Annotated in this window: 15 protein-coding genes; 2 read left to right on the forward strand and 13 right to left on the reverse strand. The window is 48.7% G+C overall.

All coding sequences use genetic code 11. The annotated features are described in order from the left end of the window. Positions 1 to 11: 11 nt before the first annotated feature. From ACTRDR_RS00280 to ACTRDR_RS00305, 6 genes are all read right to left on the reverse strand, one after another. Positions 12 to 1,196, reverse strand: a complete 1,185-nt coding sequence (locus ACTRDR_RS00280; protein WP_440525718.1) for a hypothetical protein — start codon at positions 1,194 to 1,196, stop codon at positions 12 to 14. 269 nt (positions 1,197 to 1,465) lie between these two features. Continuing rightward, entirely contained in the window at positions 1,466 to 1,981 is a 516-nt protein-coding gene (locus ACTRDR_RS00285) for an SseB family protein (protein ID WP_440525719.1), read from the reverse strand. Between the two features lie 35 nt (positions 1,982 to 2,016). Further along, a complete protein-coding gene (locus tag ACTRDR_RS00290; protein ID WP_440525720.1) occupies positions 2,017 to 4,308 on the reverse strand; it encodes a hydratase in 2,292 nt (763 codons plus the stop codon). Between the two features lie 70 nt (positions 4,309 to 4,378). Further along, positions 4,379 to 6,331, reverse strand: a complete 1,953-nt coding sequence (locus ACTRDR_RS00295; protein WP_440525721.1) for a hypothetical protein — start codon at positions 6,329 to 6,331, stop codon at positions 4,379 to 4,381. 27 nt (positions 6,332 to 6,358) lie between these two features. Continuing rightward, positions 6,359 to 7,528, reverse strand: coding sequence for a 5' nucleotidase, NT5C type (locus ACTRDR_RS00300; RefSeq protein ID WP_440525722.1), 1,170 nt, complete (start codon positions 7,526 to 7,528; stop codon positions 6,359 to 6,361). 114 nt (positions 7,529 to 7,642) lie between these two features. Further along, positions 7,643 to 8,242, reverse strand: coding sequence for an AAA family ATPase (locus ACTRDR_RS00305; protein ID WP_440525723.1), 600 nt, complete (start codon positions 8,240 to 8,242; stop codon positions 7,643 to 7,645). Positions 8,243 to 8,419: 177 nt separating this feature from the next. Between ACTRDR_RS00305 and ACTRDR_RS00310 the strand changes: the two genes are divergently transcribed. Further along, the gene (locus ACTRDR_RS00310; RefSeq protein ID WP_022152737.1) at positions 8,420 to 8,890 is read left to right on the forward strand and encodes a MarR family winged helix-turn-helix transcriptional regulator; all 471 of its coding nucleotides are present in this window, start codon (positions 8,420 to 8,422) and stop codon (positions 8,888 to 8,890) included. Positions 8,891 to 8,944: 54 nt separating this feature from the next. Continuing rightward, on the forward strand, positions 8,945 to 9,787 hold the full coding sequence (locus ACTRDR_RS00315) for a DegV family protein (RefSeq protein ID WP_440525724.1): 843 nt from the start codon (positions 8,945 to 8,947) through the stop codon (positions 9,785 to 9,787). A 143-nt stretch (positions 9,788 to 9,930) separates the two neighbouring features. Here the strand turns inward: ACTRDR_RS00315 and ACTRDR_RS00320 are convergent, their stop codons facing one another. The 7 genes from ACTRDR_RS00320 to sufB all read right to left on the reverse strand — a co-directional run bounded on the left by ACTRDR_RS00320 (position 9,931) and on the right by sufB (position 17,122). Beyond that, positions 9,931 to 11,664, reverse strand: a complete 1,734-nt coding sequence (locus ACTRDR_RS00320; RefSeq protein ID WP_440525725.1) for a carbon starvation CstA family protein — start codon at positions 11,662 to 11,664, stop codon at positions 9,931 to 9,933. A 30-nt stretch (positions 11,665 to 11,694) separates the two neighbouring features. Further along, complete coding sequence (locus tag ACTRDR_RS00325; RefSeq protein WP_440525726.1) at positions 11,695 to 12,210, reverse strand: hypothetical protein; 516 nt, start codon at positions 12,208 to 12,210, stop codon at positions 11,695 to 11,697. Between the two features lie 294 nt (positions 12,211 to 12,504). Then, on the reverse strand, positions 12,505 to 12,822 hold the full coding sequence (locus ACTRDR_RS00330) for a DUF1622 domain-containing protein (RefSeq protein ID WP_117464798.1): 318 nt from the start codon (positions 12,820 to 12,822) through the stop codon (positions 12,505 to 12,507). 110 nt (positions 12,823 to 12,932) lie between these two features. Next, complete coding sequence (gene sufU / locus ACTRDR_RS00335) at positions 12,933 to 13,364, reverse strand: Fe-S cluster assembly sulfur transfer protein SufU (RefSeq protein WP_022152742.1); 432 nt, start codon at positions 13,362 to 13,364, stop codon at positions 12,933 to 12,935. After that, positions 13,354 to 14,577 (reverse strand): aminotransferase class V-fold PLP-dependent enzyme, encoded by a 1,224-nt coding sequence (locus tag ACTRDR_RS00340; protein ID WP_440525727.1) that lies wholly within the window; start codon positions 14,575 to 14,577, stop codon positions 13,354 to 13,356. Before ACTRDR_RS00340 ends, sufU begins: the two co-directional genes overlap by 11 nt. Positions 14,578 to 14,600: 23 nt before the next feature. Continuing rightward, entirely contained in the window at positions 14,601 to 15,695 is a 1,095-nt protein-coding gene (locus tag ACTRDR_RS00345; protein WP_440525728.1) for a SufB/SufD family protein, read from the reverse strand. A 14-nt stretch (positions 15,696 to 15,709) separates the two neighbouring features. Continuing rightward, positions 15,710 to 17,122 carry a Fe-S cluster assembly protein SufB gene (sufB, locus tag ACTRDR_RS00350; RefSeq protein WP_440525729.1) on the reverse strand — a complete coding sequence of 471 codons (1,413 nt, stop codon included), beginning with the start codon at positions 17,120 to 17,122 and terminating at the stop codon, positions 15,710 to 15,712. Positions 17,123 to 17,136: the final 14 nt, after the last annotated feature.

Here is a 17,136-nt window from a genome sequence, read left to right on the forward strand (position 1 = left end):
TATGTTTTTGTTTATGCTTTTGCGGCATATGCTGCCATATCTACGTGCTGCACAGTGCCTATATTTCCGTTTTCATATAAGAAAATACCGGTCTTGCGGATCACAGCATTCGTTGCATTTGCATTCATGGTGCCGTCCTGCGCTTTTCTGTCTCCCTGCATGGTAAAATCTGTGGAAACATTCTCAAGGCAGATTGCTCCGACACCTTGATCGGAAAGCTTGTACAGTACGTCGTTGCCGTTTTCATCTTTGCACCAGATTTTTAATTTTGACCAGATGGAATCGTTCTCATCGATCCATCCGTTGCCGTCCTCATCGTACCGTGCCAGGTCTGCAAAGCCGTCACCGTTTTTCGTTCCGAACAGCTCGCTGCCGTCATTGATGACACCGTCACCGTTTTTATCCAGTGCCAGATAGCCGCTGCCCTTTAACATGGAGATCTCTTCTTCCTCACCGTCGGCATCCAGATCAAAATAAAAGGTCTGATCCGACAGTTCGGTCACATCGGTATTCAGATTGATCACCAATGGATCGTATAGGGCAAACTGCGCCACATTCAGTTCCTCTCTGTAGTATTCCTCACATCTGCGGCTCATATTTACATTGACATTAAAATTGATCTCTCTGCCATCCTTCGTCCTCACGGTTCCCACGGTGGAGAAGCAGGTATCTTCCTGCTCCACACTATAGGTCTCACCCACGTAGTTCAATACTTTCATGCGGGCTGCAACCGGATAGAAGGTATCCGACGCAGGTGCTGCCGTTCCCTGAGTGCTGCCGGAATTCGTCCGGGCGTTATCAACGCTATTGCCCGTATTCCACCCGTTTTCCTGCATCCAGTCACGCAACGTGCTGTTCCTGGAGGGGAACAATAAATCAAAAATATAGCGTACCGTATATTCCCGGATGGTGGACAGTGTCTGTTCACTGGCACTGCTTCGCATATCCCATCTGGCAGAAGATACCAGAAAACGGCTCTGCCAGTCTTTTGCGGTCATTGTCGTGTTCTCTGCAGGCTTCTCCTGTTCTCCGGTATTCTGTGCCGTATCCTCCTCTTGCGGTGTCTTCTGCTCCTTGGTGGATACATCTGTCAGAGCTGCCTGATAATCCGTTATCTCAAATCGTCTGACGCTGGTCTTAGAAGCATGATAGCTTCTGGCGGAATCCATTCCTATACTTGCGGAATCAATTCTCAAATCTGTAATTTTCTCCTTTCCCCGACCTCACCATGTACAGGGCGCGCTTCCTGTAAAGCTTAACAGTTCACGACCACATGCGATATTGCACGGCTGAACTGTTAAGTCAAAAAAATGGTAACAGAACAGAATATTCTAATATGATTCTGTCCGATTACCATCCGTGGTGACATTATCCTGTTATAAAATTAAATAGCAGGGAAGTGACTGGCCTTGTCACCTCTCTGCTACTTATATCGTCCGTATCGGGCGTTTTGTTTAGTCCGAATTTATTGTTGTGTGGGTGCAGCAGGTGCACCGGGTGCGGGAGGCACCGGTTTTCCGGCTGCTTTCAGCTTCGCTGCGATCATACCGGCTACCATCTCTCTGGTAACCACGATGTTTCCGCCAAAAGGATTGATCACGAACCCCAGTGCCGGGCTGATATTACCCTGCGCATCCTTACGAAGCAGCATTCCCGCATAATCGTCAAAACTCATGGCGAAGGTCTGCTGATTTTCTTCGTCCTTCCACTTTTTTAACTCTATCCAGTCCGTGAAAGCCATGAAGAACTTCCGTCCGTCCTCTGTGGACAGCATAGGAAACTGTACCTTGGAATCTCTGGCAATCTTCACCTGCCCCTTCTCATCGGGTTGAGGTACCGGATCGATCACGACCGGTGACAAAAATTTTGCCTTCTGCAGCTCGTCTAAGAACAGCTGTCTGTGTTCCGGAGTGTCCTTTGCTTTTAATAATTCAATGGATCCCACCATCATGGGGTTGGATACTGGTTTGTTAAATTCCATATTTTTGCTCCTTACTTCTCGTTGTAACTATTCAGTTACACCCGGTTATAGTTAATTAAGCAGCCCTTTAAGATGATCTGGCGTTCTTCATCGGTCAGTTCACCTAACTTCAGGGAGAATTCCTTCATGCCCTCTCCGGGTGTTACCACATAGGCTTTGATCTCTTCTGCCTTGTCTTCCACAGCTTTCCTGATGTCGGGAACGAACAGATAATCCAGATTCTTAAACGGCAGATCCCCGGGCTGGATCAGGAAAGGAAGCATACCCCAGTTGATCAGGTTGGAACGATAACGCTTGGTAGCATACTCGTTGGCGATGTTCGCCCAGCCGCCCAGTACCTTCTGACAGGAAGCAGCCTGCTCACGGGCAGAACCGTCTCCGGGCTTCACTGCGAAGATTGTGGAACCGAATCCGGTGTTCTCACGGCCAGCCTCTGGATACTGCTTCTTCACTTCTCCCATGACATCCTTCAGTACCGGAACTGCCTGGCAGGGATGTCCGCCGTTCATACGCTCTTTCTCTGCCTTCTGGATCTCTTTGGCACGTCCTACATACTGGGGATCCTTACGGCTTAAGGTGAACTCTGCCAGTCCCAGAGGATTGGAACGGTAGGAAGATGTCTCACCGGAAGGGATCAGCTCATCGGTGGTGGTTACGGGATCGTGGATCTCGGATACTACCTGTAGTACCAGGTTATCAGGCAAAGCACCCATAGCGGGCCAGTCCTTAATATTGGGACCAAACTGGATCTCTACGCTCTCGTCTGCCACACCGTGGGAATCGAATACACGGTTCTTGTAAATATTGCTGTCGAAATGATATTTGTATTTTCCAAAGTCGCCATCGAACTCCGTTGCGGGAGTCAGCACGCCCTTGTTGGCTGCGGTAGCTGCGATAGATCTTGCATCCATCAGAGCTACGGAAGCGATCTGACCATTCTGCAGCTTGGAGCCTTCACGGTTCGGGAAGTTTCTGGTAGAATGGCGGATACTGAATGCGTTATTGGCAGGGGTATCTCCGGCACCGAAGCAGGGACCGCAGAATGCTGTCTTCATGACTGCACCGGTCTCTAGGATGGTCGCTGCACAGCCGTTACGGATCAGTTCCATGTATACGGGCATGGATGCGGGATATACGCTTAAGGTAAATTCATCCGCACCGATGTATCTGCCCTTCAGGATATCCGCTGCCGCACAGATATTCTCGAATCCACCGCCGGCACAACCTGCGATGATACCCTGATCTACGATAAATTTTCCATTTTTAACTTTATTCTTCAGAGTGAAGTCCACTGCTCCGTCTAAGCTTACCTTCGCACGCTTCTCGGTCTCATCCAGAATATCCATGAGGTTCGCATTCAATTCCTCGATGGTGTAGGTATTGCTGGGATGGAACGGCATGGCGATCATGGGACGGATCTTGTCCAGATCTACCTCGATCAATCCATCATAATAAGTTACCTGACCGGGATTCAGTTCCTTGTAATCTTCGGTACGTCCGTGGATCTCATAGAACTCACGGATCTGGTCGTCGGTCTTCCAGATAGAGGACAGACAGGTGGTCTCTGTGGTCATGACATCAATGCCGATACGGAAATCAGCGCTTAAGGAAGCCACACCGGGACCTACGAACTCCATTACTTTATTCTTCACATAACCGTTCTTGAATACAGCACCGATAATGGCCAGTGCCACGTCCTGAGGACCTACTCCCTTTACGGGAGCACCCTTTAAGTATACGGCTACCACGCCGGGCATATTGATATCATAAGTCTGATTCAGCAGCTGCTTCACCAGCTCGGGACCGCCCTCGCCCATAGCCATGGTACCCAGAGCACCGTAACGGGTATGAGAATCGGAACCCAGGATCATCCTGCCGCCGCCGGCTAACATCTCTCTGGCAAACTGGTGGATAACAGCCTGATGAGGGGGTACATAGACTCCGCCGTACTTTTTCGCACAGGTCAGGCCAAACATGTGGTCATCCTCGTTGATGGTGCCGCCTACGGCACACAGAGAGTTATGACAGTTGGTCAGCACATAGGGCATAGGGAATTTCTGCAGTCCGGATGCTCTCGCGGTCTGAATGATACCTACAAATGTAATGTCATGGCTGGTCAGCTTATCAAAACGGATCTTCAGCTTGTCCATATTGCCGGAAGTATTATGCTCCCGCAAAATACCGTAAGCCATCGTGTTTTTCGCTGCTTCTTCCTTAGAGATCGTAATGCCGGTCTTTGCCTGTATCTCTCTTGCTGCTTCCGGAGTATCTGCTACAATGTCTGTACCATTTACCAGATAAGCGCCACCCTGTGTTAACTGAATCATGCTCGTCCTCCTGTTCGCGTCCGAATTTACGTCTGCAATCTCTGCATCCTTTCAGACTGTACTTTTCTTATTATAAAGGTTTGCTCTCTTTGATGCAACCTGCATATTTATTCTTTAATAAGGTATCTGCCACCATAAACCACATCAATAAAAATGCTGCCACACACACAGACAGATACAATTTAATCTGCACTGACTGGAAATGTCCGCGATACGTGATTCCGGACAGCGGTGCGATATCCGGCAGCTGTTCACCGTTTAAATAAGCTCTGCCGTATTCCGCCTGGGGCTTTTCACCCTCCGGAGTTACCAGCAGAATGACTCCGGCAGCATTATCCCTCACCGCCACCTTCATCTGATAGGTTTTACCTGCGGTCAGCTTCCAGTCTGTCAGCTGCATTTCAAATACTGTATCTTCATAAGTCTCTATGGGAGTTATCTCCTCCCCACAGAGGGTCTCTCCGTCATATACTCCGATCACCAGGTCTCCGTCCGTGGACCCATTCGGTTTCACACAGAACGTAAATCCCTTTACATTATTCACTACAGGAGTAAATTCAAATTCCAGTGTATCTCCCTGTGCCAGGGGAAACTCTTCATTATCTCCTCCGTTGATATCCATCCTGTCTTCCATGGCAAGTCTGGACGCTCCCAGTCCCACTGCCAGGCAACATATAAGCACTGCGACTCTTTTCACCAGGTCAGCCACAGCGATCTTCGCCTTACCTTCAATGCTTTCTTCACTGCTTTTATCCAGGCAGCCGCAGACGAACAACATAAACCCAAGCAACGATGCCCCATAGACTCTGTAAGTAAACAGATGGTGATAGCTGGTATGTGTATTCATAATAAAATACCATGCCGGAGAGGTTAAAGTCACTGCAGCAAATATCAGTTGTTCTGTTTTTATCCGGAAGCCTCCCCGCAGGAATTTGCAGATGAGCACTACGATCCATGCGAGTAATATCAGAATAAACAGAGGAAACAGATAATGTCTGAAATTGTTATACAGTGTATCGATCCTGCAATAGGTCTGGTGCAGCAGTCTGTTCTCATCGGGCATTCCACTGAACAGATGATTGAAGACCGCGCCGATACCGTTGTCCAGGATCGAAGGACCACATACAACCGTCTCTACGACCCATTTTACGCCAAAGAATCCACCCCAGCCGATCACATAGGAAATACCGCCGCCAAATAACAGTGCGATCCGCTCTTTCAGATTCATCTTCTGTCCTGCCGCCACTAACAGCCAGCAGAACGGGAATGCGAAGCTAAGTAACGGATAGGTCAGGAAATCAAAATAGCAGGTCACAATTCCCAGAAACAAAAACAGATAATATCTTCTGTTTTTCTCCAGGATCCAGTCCGTCTTCAGCAGAACAAACAAACTTCCCAGCATAGCAACATAAAATACCGGCGAATTCTGCAGTGACATGGCAGTGGCTGCCGGTGTCAGGAACGCACAGGAGCAGAAAAATGCCAGTAGATACCTTTTCTGTCCCGTCGCCTTATAGATGGCATAGCCTACACATCCCATGACAAACAGCTGGGCAAAGCTGTTGACCAACAGATAGTCCCAGTAGTCCATAAAATAGAAGATGGGACGCAAAATAGTAACATAACCGTGCCAGTATCTTCCGTAATCATTCATATCCGCCGCACGTTTGATGGCGGATTCCTCTCCTTCATTATAGCAATTGTTCAGGATCGTCCGGTCTGTGGCATCATCCAGGGTTCCGATCTCATAGGAAGTGAAGAATGGAATGTACTGGGTATAGCGGTTATTGACCAGGGGTGCCCAACCCATCTGCCCGCTGTACTCAAACGTAGAATCCTTCGATTCCTGATTGACCGGAATATGATAGGCAAAAGTCAGGAGCAGGATCCCAACCACTCCCGCTGCGATCAAAATTCCAATATATTTTACAAAAAAACCAATCCAAATTCCGAACAGTGACTTCTGTTTGGAAACATCTTTTGCAGTGTTCAATTTCGTCTTCTCCCTCATCGTAGAATTCATTACTTTATCATTCCAAAGTATAGCATATTACTTTCCTGCCGACAAGTAAGCATCCTGCACCGGATCTGCTCCTGCGTTTTTTCCATCCGCAGTCGCAATCAGGCGTCTGAGTTCCTCCGCACCGCTGACGTAATTTTCCTCTATGATATCATTATGAATAACATGATCGCAGATCTTGCGGTTCCGCTTCTCCGCGTCGATGGACAAGATCCGCAGGGTTTTTTCCTCGGTGTCGTAATCGGAGTCAATAATATCCGCAATCAGTTTTTCCTTATCTCTTGCCACATAGATGATATGGGTGGGAAAAGAACGTTTCATGGCAATGGCACCACACATATCCACCGGGATCACGGCAAATCTTCCCTTATCTAACAGTTCCTGAATATCTTCCTTCCTCGTGCCGTACCGTACACCGGCATAAGCGGTCTTTTCAAAAAAGTTCATCTGGTCGAAAGCTTCTTCCGACACATACCGGTGTCCGTAACGTTCGGGCTCCGTGCAATAATTCACCGGGCGCACAAACAATTGCTCCGTGCTGATACTATCTGTCGTATTTCCGCCTTTGCTGCCACACAGTGCTTCCGTGATCTCCCGTTTGCCGGAACCGGAAGGGCCCACCAGTGCCAGTACCGCCGGCGCGGTGATCTTCTCCGGCTTCGAAGTAGAAGCTTTCATGATCTGCCGCACCAGTGACACGAATTCCGCCATGGTATTCACAGACAGGAGACCTGTCATTTTGGCATTCCATGGCTTCCGCATCAACACCGGATACTCTGCCTTGCTGTCCAAAATATTGTGAATGGCATCATCCAGTACAATGTCAAAATGGACTCGGTCCTTGGCGCTTCCCAAAATGATATTTTCCGGCGGGAATTCCGGGAACTGGGTCATGATCTGCTCCGCCCGAACTCCCATAAACCGCGGCGACACCGCCGTAATAAAAAAAACATCCGCAATCTGCATCAGCCGGCGGATCCCACGTTTCGTTTCCTCCGTAGGAATCTGCCGGCTGTACAGCTCGGGATCGTTATAGAATTCTTTGATCACTGAAGTCCGACCCTCATTGGCCCAGGAAGTGATCTCTTCCAAGCGGTAAGGTTCCGCCGGGTGATATTTTTCATTTGCCATACGAATGGCAATACTGTTAAACGGGGCGGTGACATCGTCCCAATCGATACCAATGCTAGGTCTGAGCATGCTGTGTTTCCTCACTTTTACGCTTTTACGTATACATTCCTGCTGTCATGTACAATCTGTATCTAGCATAGCATAAACCGCCACACAGCACAATCCATACCGGATCAGATATTCCTAACCCTTCATGGTCTCTTCCAGAATATGCAGACAATTCTGCATGGATGTTTCAAATTCTTCCGCATTGTTATTTTTAAACAAAATCAGATCGTCCTTCGCCTTAGGATCATCCAGATTCTTCGGGATAGAGAAATCGCAGGATGCAATATACTCATCCCAGTGTGCCAGCTTCCAGGTATCTCGGTCGGAATTTCTGGCGATCATACGCTCATGCACGATCTCAGGAGATGTTTCTACCCATACGACTACCAAGGTGGCATTTTTCTCTGCCAGTTTAGCTTTCAGGTTATGGATATAATCCATATCCCTGATCTCCTGTGTGAAGGGGGCATTGATCAGTACAATATCGTCATAGTCCAACGCCTCCATGGCCAGATCCACGACGCACTCATACTCGTAGTCACGGATATTTTTCTCAAAAAAATCACTACTTCTGTCATAAGGCTGTCCTGCTACTACAAATATCTGTTTTGACAAAGTGATCAAAGTATCCTTATCCAAATATACAACGTGCTGCAGTCTTTTTGCCAATGCTTTGGAAATGTATGTCTTTCCGCAGGCCGGCGGTGATGTTACCAGGATCAGTTTCTTAACCATAAAAATCTTCCTTTCCGCTCTGTATTGTTTATTATTACCCGTCCCCTTTTCATTAGATATATCGCGTTTTTTTGAGATTGTCAACTATTTATCAAACTTTTTAGTTGTTGACTTGTCAACATCCATGTGCTACACTTCATAAAGTTGCTGTATCAACATTTTACAGGAGGATTGTCCATGCAGGATCGTTTTGAAAGATTCGTTGTATCGATCACGGAATTGCACCGTTATCTGCAGAAATTAAAAGAACTGGAAATGGGGCAGTTAGACTTAAAAGCAGGTTACACTATGTGTCTGTATCACCTGGGAAAACATCCGGAGGGGCTGACCGCCACACAGCTGACAGAGCTTTGCAAGGAAGATAAAGCTGCCATTTCCCGGACATTAAGCCAGTTAAGTGCCAAAGGGCTGGTATCCTGTGAACTGCCGGAAAACAAGCGTTCCTACCGCACTTTATACTATCTGACCGAGGAAGGCAGCACAGTAGTCAAAAAAATCGGTTCCCGGATCTACTCTGCACTGGCTCACGGCGGAGACGGCATGACAGAGGAACAGCGGGTGAATCTCTACGATTCCCTGGAGAGGATCTCCCATAATCTGGAACAGTACCTTGCTGAGTTCCCTTCCGAGCATCCACCCAAAAAATGAACAGGAAGAAACATTCAGCTGCCAAACTATAATAAAAAGAATAGGAATATTATCATGGAAAAAATACGTTTTATCACAGACTCCGCATCTGATATGAACCACCCCAGAGAGGATGTCACTATCCTGCCGTTGCACATCCGCTTCGGCGACGACGAATATGCGGACGGAGTCACCATCAGTCACAGAGAATTCTACGAAAAGCTGATCGAATGTGACACTCTCCCCACCACCAGCCTGGTATCACCCGCTGTCTTTGAAGACGCTTATGAACAGGCTGTCGCCGCGGGGGAAACCGTCATCGTGATCACCATCTCCGGTAAATTGTCCGGCACCTGCCAGAGTGCCCGGATCGCTGCTGAAGATTATGAGGGTAAGGTATTCGTCGTAGACAGCATGAATGCCACCATAGGAGAACGCATTCTGGTAGAGTATGGTCTGCAATTAAAGGATCAGGGAAAGTCCGCAGAAGAAATTGTCAGCATTCTCGAAAAGGAGAAATCCAAGATCCACACCATGGGACTTCTGGACACTTTGGAATACTTGAAAAAAGGCGGACGAATCTCCTCTACCGTGGCATTCATCGGTGGTGCACTGGCCATCAAGCCTGTGGTCGCTGTCTCAGACGGCGAGATCATTATGCTCGGGAAAGCCCGCGGCTCCAAAAACGGCAGTAACTTCCTGATCCGTGAGATAGAAAAAGCTGACGGTGTAGATTTCTCCCGCCCCTTCTGTCTGGGTTATACCGGTCTGAGTGATGAGCTGTTACAAAAATACATTCACGACAGTGAACACCTGTGGAAGGATTACGCAAAAGAACTTCCCATCAGCACTCTGGGCGCCACCATCGGAACCCACGTAGGTCCCGGTGCTGTAGCGGTTGCCTTTTTTGAACACTAAACCTATTATAATTCTTTCCATTTACTCAAGAACAGCCGCAATCTTACGGATGTTACGATGCGGGCTGTCACACTGATCAAAAAAATCCCGAAGGCTTTCACAGTCTCCGGGATTTTTTTATTATTTGTCTTTTGCGTCTCTGATTAAGCAGCCTTTTTCGCTTTCTTTTCTTTCATCTGCTTAACGAAGGTCTGTGCACCTTCCACTACCAGGAAGATTGCCAGAACTGCCATTGCAGCTGCGAAGAACAGCTGGAACCAGTCACCCCATGCAGCAGTGCCGGCACCGATCGCCTTGCACTTGTTGATCACGGTGATCACCAGGCTGGTCAGGGTTGCAGCAAGCATGAATACCATAGGGAAAAAGAACATCTTGTTGTTCTTGCCAACTTCACCCAGCCATGCAGCTACTGCCATCAGAGCGATACCTGCGAGCAGCTGGTTCGCTGCACCAAACAGACCCCAGATCTGGCTTAAGGACAGACCGCCGAGGATACAACCGATCACTACCATGGATACTGTACCGAACAGAGGATGAGCCAGCACCTTACGTGCGCCCTTGGCATCCTTGTAAGTAGCTTCGCCCTCCTTCAGGAACAGCTCGGAGAACATGAAACGGCTCAGACGGGTACCGGTATCCAGACTGGTCAGTGCGAATACGGATACAGACAGCGTGAGCAGTGCGTAGATCGTACCGTATGCCTTGGAGGTCTCAGTACCGAACATGGATGCAATACCTGCAGCGAATGCAGCTGCGGGAGATCCGAACTCACCGTTTAAATACTTCTGATATACTGCGCCGACTGCTACCAGCGCAATGATACCCAAAGCAGACTCGATCAGCATGGAGCCGTAACCGATAGCCTTGGCATCCTTCTCGTTCGCTAACTGCTTGGATGAAGTACCTGTAGCGATCAGGCTGTGGAAACCGGAACATGCACCACAAGCTACAGTAATGAACAGCATAGGGAACAATGTCTGTCCTGCCTTGGGCTCCCAGCCATTAAACGCGGGGATATCGAATGCGACAGTACCGGTGAAAGCACCGGCAACGACACCAACGAATGCCAGACCGATCATAGCATACAGCAGGAAACTGGACAGGTAGTCACGGGGCTGTAACAGGATCCATACGGGAACCAGGGAAGCCACTGCGATGTAAACACCTACAAATACGATCCATGCGATACGGTTCATGGCAAATCCAACGTTCAGACCTAAAACAGTAATAGCTACGATACCGATGATACCACCGATGGTAGCGGGCAGAGTCTTAACGCCCATTCTGTTGGTCACATAACCATAAATAACAGCCAGAACGATGAACAGCAGAGAGATCATTGCGGTGGACTGATTACCGGTAGGATTGGTCACAAAACCGAAAGCGGTCTTGCCGGCATCATCCGCCAGGGTCAGGAAAGTACCTGCCACAATGTTAACGAAGGAAGCGATTACCAGGATCAGCACCAGAAGTGCAAAGATGATGAAAAGCTTCTTAGCTCTGGATCCCATGGAATCCTCAATGATCTCACCTACAGATTTACCGTCATGTCTGATAGATGCGAATAAAGATCCGAAGTCCTGCAGACCGCCGAAGAAAATACCACCGATGATACACCACAGGAATACGGGAACCCATCCGAAGATGGAAGCCTGAATCGGTCCGTTGATCGGGCCTGCTCCGGCGATAGATGAAAAATGATGACCCATAAGTACGGCAGGCTTAGCTGCAACGTAATCCACACCATCTTCCTTCTCAATTGCAGGAGTCTTCTTGGTAGGATCGATGCCCCACTGTTTTGCCAGCCAGGAGCCATAGAACACATAGCCGATAAACAACAGTACAATAGCGGCTACAACGATTAATAATGCTGTCATTTGTGTTTCTCCTTTTCTTAATACACAGATTTAATTTATCATTGCCTTTTTTACGAGCTTCTTCAGAATCTGTCCGTGGCGGTTGTGGACGATCCGACCCGAAGACAGCTCGGCGACAATCAGACGATAATTGCTCCAGCCATGGAATCCCCAGAGATAACTCTGGTAATGCCTGCACTTTTTCACCTGTGCGAGAACATCCTCCCCGGCATGAGCAGCCAGAATGATCAGGACGACATCACTGTTCCTGTGATGGGAAGACGGCTGCACATTTGCAGTTCCCCGCTCCCAGGCGATAGCATCCAGTTCCAGAAGACGATCTATAGATAAGGATTCTTCTGTGGCAAAATACACGGTCTCGTTGGTGTCAATATCTGCCACCTTGGCTTTCTTGATCAGAAAATACTGCTCATTATGGGATCCGAAGATCGCCTCTGCTGCGAATGGCGGTTCTACAGCTTCTGTTTTAATGTTGTAGTAAGTCTGATAAGATCGCAGGAGGCGCCCAAGCGCCTCCCCGGGAGTAAGTGTCTTTTGTAATTCCATTCTGATTTCCTTTTAAGCATGCGTAATCGATTACATTTACGTTCATGCTATTGATGACTTTAGCACGTCGAAGTGTCAAATGCAACGGATTTTTTAGCATTTCTTTACACTTTTTTTATAAATACATACTTTATCGTTATATGTTAGTCCTCTGACAGCTTTTTTCCAAGGTGCAAATTTAACCTATATACCATTACAAATTTAATCTCTTTATCTGGATAAACTTATTGACTTTTGTTGGGTAACCGGAAATCATTCTAAAAAAAGCAGCCGATTTTCATCAGCTGCCAATTTTTAGGAATGATTCTTCTCTTCCTTGATCTCCCAATGGATCAGGAATGTCAGTGCCGCACGAAGTCCGATGATACCGGCTACGGTAACGATCTCCTTCCAGTCTCTGACAATAACGGTCTTAAGGATCTCACTGCACAACTTGAATTCCAGCCCTACAGCAAGCCCCTGCGCCAGGGTGATCTTCATATCCGGCACCCGCCGCACATAATTATAAAACCCTTTCAGACCGGAGAGAATAATAACGATCACTCCGACAAATTCAAAGAACAGTATTGCCACCTGGACAATATTGTTCATCACGTTTTCCAGGAATTCAATGATAAGATCTATGTGGAACATGCACAGCCCCCCCGCTTTTCTTACACTTCTTTTTTCATTGTAGCGTATCCAAAAAGGGCGTGCAAGATGTATCTTTATCTTTTTATCAGCTATTTTTCTTCTGTTTTCAATAATTCCTGCATAGTATGCCAGCCAAGCACTGCGCATTTTACTCTGGCGGGCATGTGGGCGATATCCTGCAGAACAGAGGCCTCTTCCAGCTCGTCCTTCTCTTCGTCAGTGATACTTCCCTTGATCATTTTCAGGAACAGATCTGCCAGATGCAGGGCTTCTTCCTTACTCCTGCCGATGACCAGTTCCAGCATCATGTCCGCGGAAGCCTGGGAGATGGCACAGCCGTCTCCTTCAAAAGCTCCGTCCACGACTACACCGTCCTCCACCTTCAGTTCCAGGAAAATATCATCACCGCAGCTGGGATTGACACCCTCTAACACCAGGTTGGCATCCTCCAGCTTATGCTTATGATACGGATGCAGATTGTGCTCCGTCAAAATCTCATTATAAAACGTCTTATTCTCCATAGCCCATCTGCCTCCTTATCCCGGCAAGACTTTTTAAAAATGCCTGTATCTCTTCTTCCGTATTGTAGACGCCCAGGCTTACTCTGGTGGTGGACAATACTTTCAGATGCTGTAATAACGGCTGGGCGCAGTGATGTCCCGCCCGAACTGCGATGTGATCTGCATCTAAAACAGATGCCACATCATGAGGATGTACGCCCTCCAGCTTAAATGTCACGATGCCGTGATGATCCTCCGCCTTCTGAGAACCCAGAATGTGTACCGCAGGGATCTCCTTCATGCCATCTATCAAAAGCTTCGTCAGCTTTGCTTCTCTCTCTTCGATAAAATCAAAGCCGATCTTCTGCACATACCGGATCGCCTCCGCCAGCGCATAAGCTCCGGCGCCGTTTACCGTGCCTGCCTCGAACTTATGAGGCACCTCTGCCCATACAGCACCCGTACGGCTGACGGAATCGATCATTTCTCCACCGCATAAAAACGGGGGCATCTGCTCTAACAGCTCTCTCTTCGCATATAACACACCGATTCCCATGGGCGCGTACATTTTATGCCCGGAAAATGCCAGAAAATCCACATCCAGATCCTGTACATCCACTGCCATATGGGGCACGCTCTGGGCTCCGTCTGCCACGAAATAAGCGCCTGCCTCATGTGCCAGCTGAGCAAAACGCCTGATATCATTTTTGCAGCCCAACACATTGGATACCTGAGTCATGGCCACGATCTTCGTCCGGTCGCTCAGTGCCTCCTTAAAAGCTTCCTCGGTATATTTTCCGTCTTCGGTGCACTCCAGATACTTCACCACCGCTCCGGTCCTGGCTGCCGCCTGCTGCCAGGGCAGGAGATTGCTGTGGTGCTCCATAATGCTTACCAGGATCTCATCTCCCGGTTTCAGTACCAGGGAGCCGAAGCTGTACGCTACCAGGTTTAAGCCTTCCGTGGCATTGCGGACAAAGATGATCTCCGCGGCTTCTTTTGCGTTGATAAATCCACGGACCGTCTCTCTGGCCTCTTCGTATTTTTCGGTTGCCGCCTCTCCCAGCTCGTATAATCCTCGCAGAGGATTGGCATTATATTTTTCATAAAATTCCCGCTCTGCTTCCAGGACACAGGTCGGCTTCTGTGAAGTCGCCGCTGTATCCAGATAGATCACTTTCTGATTCTCCAGCAGAGGAAAATCCTTGCGGATCTCGTTGACTGAAATGCTCATACTTCCTCCTGTTATCTTACTCTTTACGCTTCCTCTTCTTCCACGGCTCTGCCCAGGAACTTTTGTACCTTTGCCTGTGTGGAAGCGTCAGGGATCTTGCGGCAGACCGCATCCACCTTCGCCATCGCCATCATCTCATAGATCTGCTCTTGGTTCATGCCGCGGCTCTCTAAGTAGAACAGCAGCTCATCATCCAGCTTACCGATGGTGGCGCCGTGATTGCCTTCCACATCTTCCTCCGCACAAAGGATCAGGGGAATGGTCTGGTTCACCACATCATTTGACAATAACAGTACGTCCTCTTTTTCATTGCCTACTGCACCCTTGGCACCCCATTTGAAGTCAATGGTGCCGCGGTATAGCTTGAAGGCATGATCTCTTAACACGCCGCCTGCCTGCATATTACTCTGGGTCTTTTTCCCCTCATGCAGTGCCACATAGTTCATATCCAGTCTGCCTTCGCCGTCTACAATATAAGCGGTATCGGCATTCATGCTGCTCTCTCTGCCCTGCAGAGTAGTCTTACATCCAAGGTAGGTATTCTTCCCTCCCAGGATCAGCTGGATAACTTCCAGAGAAGCCTTCTCCTCACATAAGGCCCCAATGTCATTCATAAAAGTAAAATCATTGCCCAGTCTCTGCACCTGGATCAGGCGGATCTTCGCTCCTTCTTCCAGATACAGTCTGGTGGATACCGCTGTCTGACCTGACGCCTCTCTGTCGGAAGCAAAGTCCTCGATCACGGTGATCTCACTGTTTTTACCTGCTTTTACAGCTACCGCTCCCGCCTGTAAGCTATTCTGTGCATAAGCATAATCAAGCAGTAACGGCTGCTCCTCTGTCACATCCGCGGGCACCTCATAATGTTTTGCTTTTACTCCCGCTCTAGCAAGCAGACCGTCCATATCTTCCCCCATGCCGGAGGCAATACCTGCAAAATCCGCATTCCAGGGCTTAGAGCCTTCGTTTTCAGTGGTCGTTATCTTCTCCGGCAGAGTGACTTTTGCCTCTCCTGCTGCGGGGATCTCTATTTTTTCCAACTGCGTCTCGTTCATACGAAGCCAGTTCCATGTCTTGGAGGGCAGTCGGTTGATGGTCATATTATATTCTTTTTCCATATTCTGTCCTCCCTTTACCCGATGCTGCCTTTCATCTCCAGGCGGATCAGGTTGTTCATCTCTACCGCATATTCCAACGGCAGCTCCTTCGATACATTGTCCGCGAAGCCGCTGACGATCATGGCTCTGGCGTCCTCTTCGGAGATACCGCGGGACATCAGATAGAACACTGCCTCGTCGCTGATCCTGCCGATCTTCGCCTCATGCCCGATATCGGCATCCTGGGTACGGATATCCATCGCAGGGATGGTATCGGAACGGGACTTGTCGTCCAGCATCAGGGACTGACAGGATACGGCGGATTTACTCTTTGCCGCACTGTTCTTCACTACCACGGAGCTTCGGAACGTACTGATCCCGCCATCCTTGGAGATGGACTTGGTATTGATGTAAGAGGTAGTCTCCGGTGCATTGTGAACCACTTTCGTACCGGTATCCAGATTCTGTCCGGCTCCGGCGAAAGTAATACCGGTAAATTCCGCTCTCGCCCCCTTACCGTTCAGCACGCTCATGGGGTACAGGTAGGACACGTGGGAGCCAAAGGAACCGGATACCCATTCAATGGTGCCACCCTCTTCCACCAGAGCCCGCTTGGTATTCAGATTGTACATGTTCTTGGACCAGTTCTCGATGGTGGAGTAACGCAGTTTTGCATTTTTCCCAACGAACAGCTCCACACAGCCGGCATGGAGGTTCGCCACGTTGTACTTCGGGGCGGAACAGCCTTCGATAAAATGCAGGTATGCACCCTCGTCCACAATGATCAGGGTATGTTCGAACTGTCCGGCTCCCGGTGCATTCAGTCGAAAATAAGACTGCAAAGGGATCGTCACGGACACTCCGGGGGGAACATATACGAAGGAACCGCCGGACCACACAGCACCGTGCAGCGCTGCGAATTTGTGGTCTCGGGGCGTTACCAGCTTCATGAAATGCTTCCGTACCATATCCGCATATTCCCCGTTCAGGGCACTCTCCATATCGGTATAGACTACACCCTGGGCTGCCACTTCTTCCCTGACATTGTGATATACCAGTTCGGAATCGTACTGCGCACCTACACCGGCGAGTGACTTTCGCTCCGCCTGTGGGATTCCCAGCTTCTCAAAAGTATCCTTGATATCCTCCGGTACCTCGGACCATTTGGCACTCATATGCGTATTGGGCTTCACATAGGTCACGATATCTTCCATGTTCAGACCCTCAATGGAGGGACCCCAGTCGGGGACTTCCATCTCATTATAGATCTGCAATGACTGCAGACGGAAATTCGCCATCCATGCGGGATCCTTCTTTTTCGCAGAGATCTCTTCCACGATGGCGGGCGTCAGTCCTTTCTGAATGCGATAGACGTCTTTTTCTTCGTTACGGATATCATAAATACTTCTGTTGACATCTTCCACATAAGTTTTTTCTCGTTCGCTCATTCGGATCGTCAACC

The organism is Simiaoa sp., assembly GCF_051972595.1.
Classification (GTDB): domain Bacteria; phylum Bacillota; class Clostridia; order Lachnospirales; family Lachnospiraceae; genus Acetatifactor; species Acetatifactor hominis.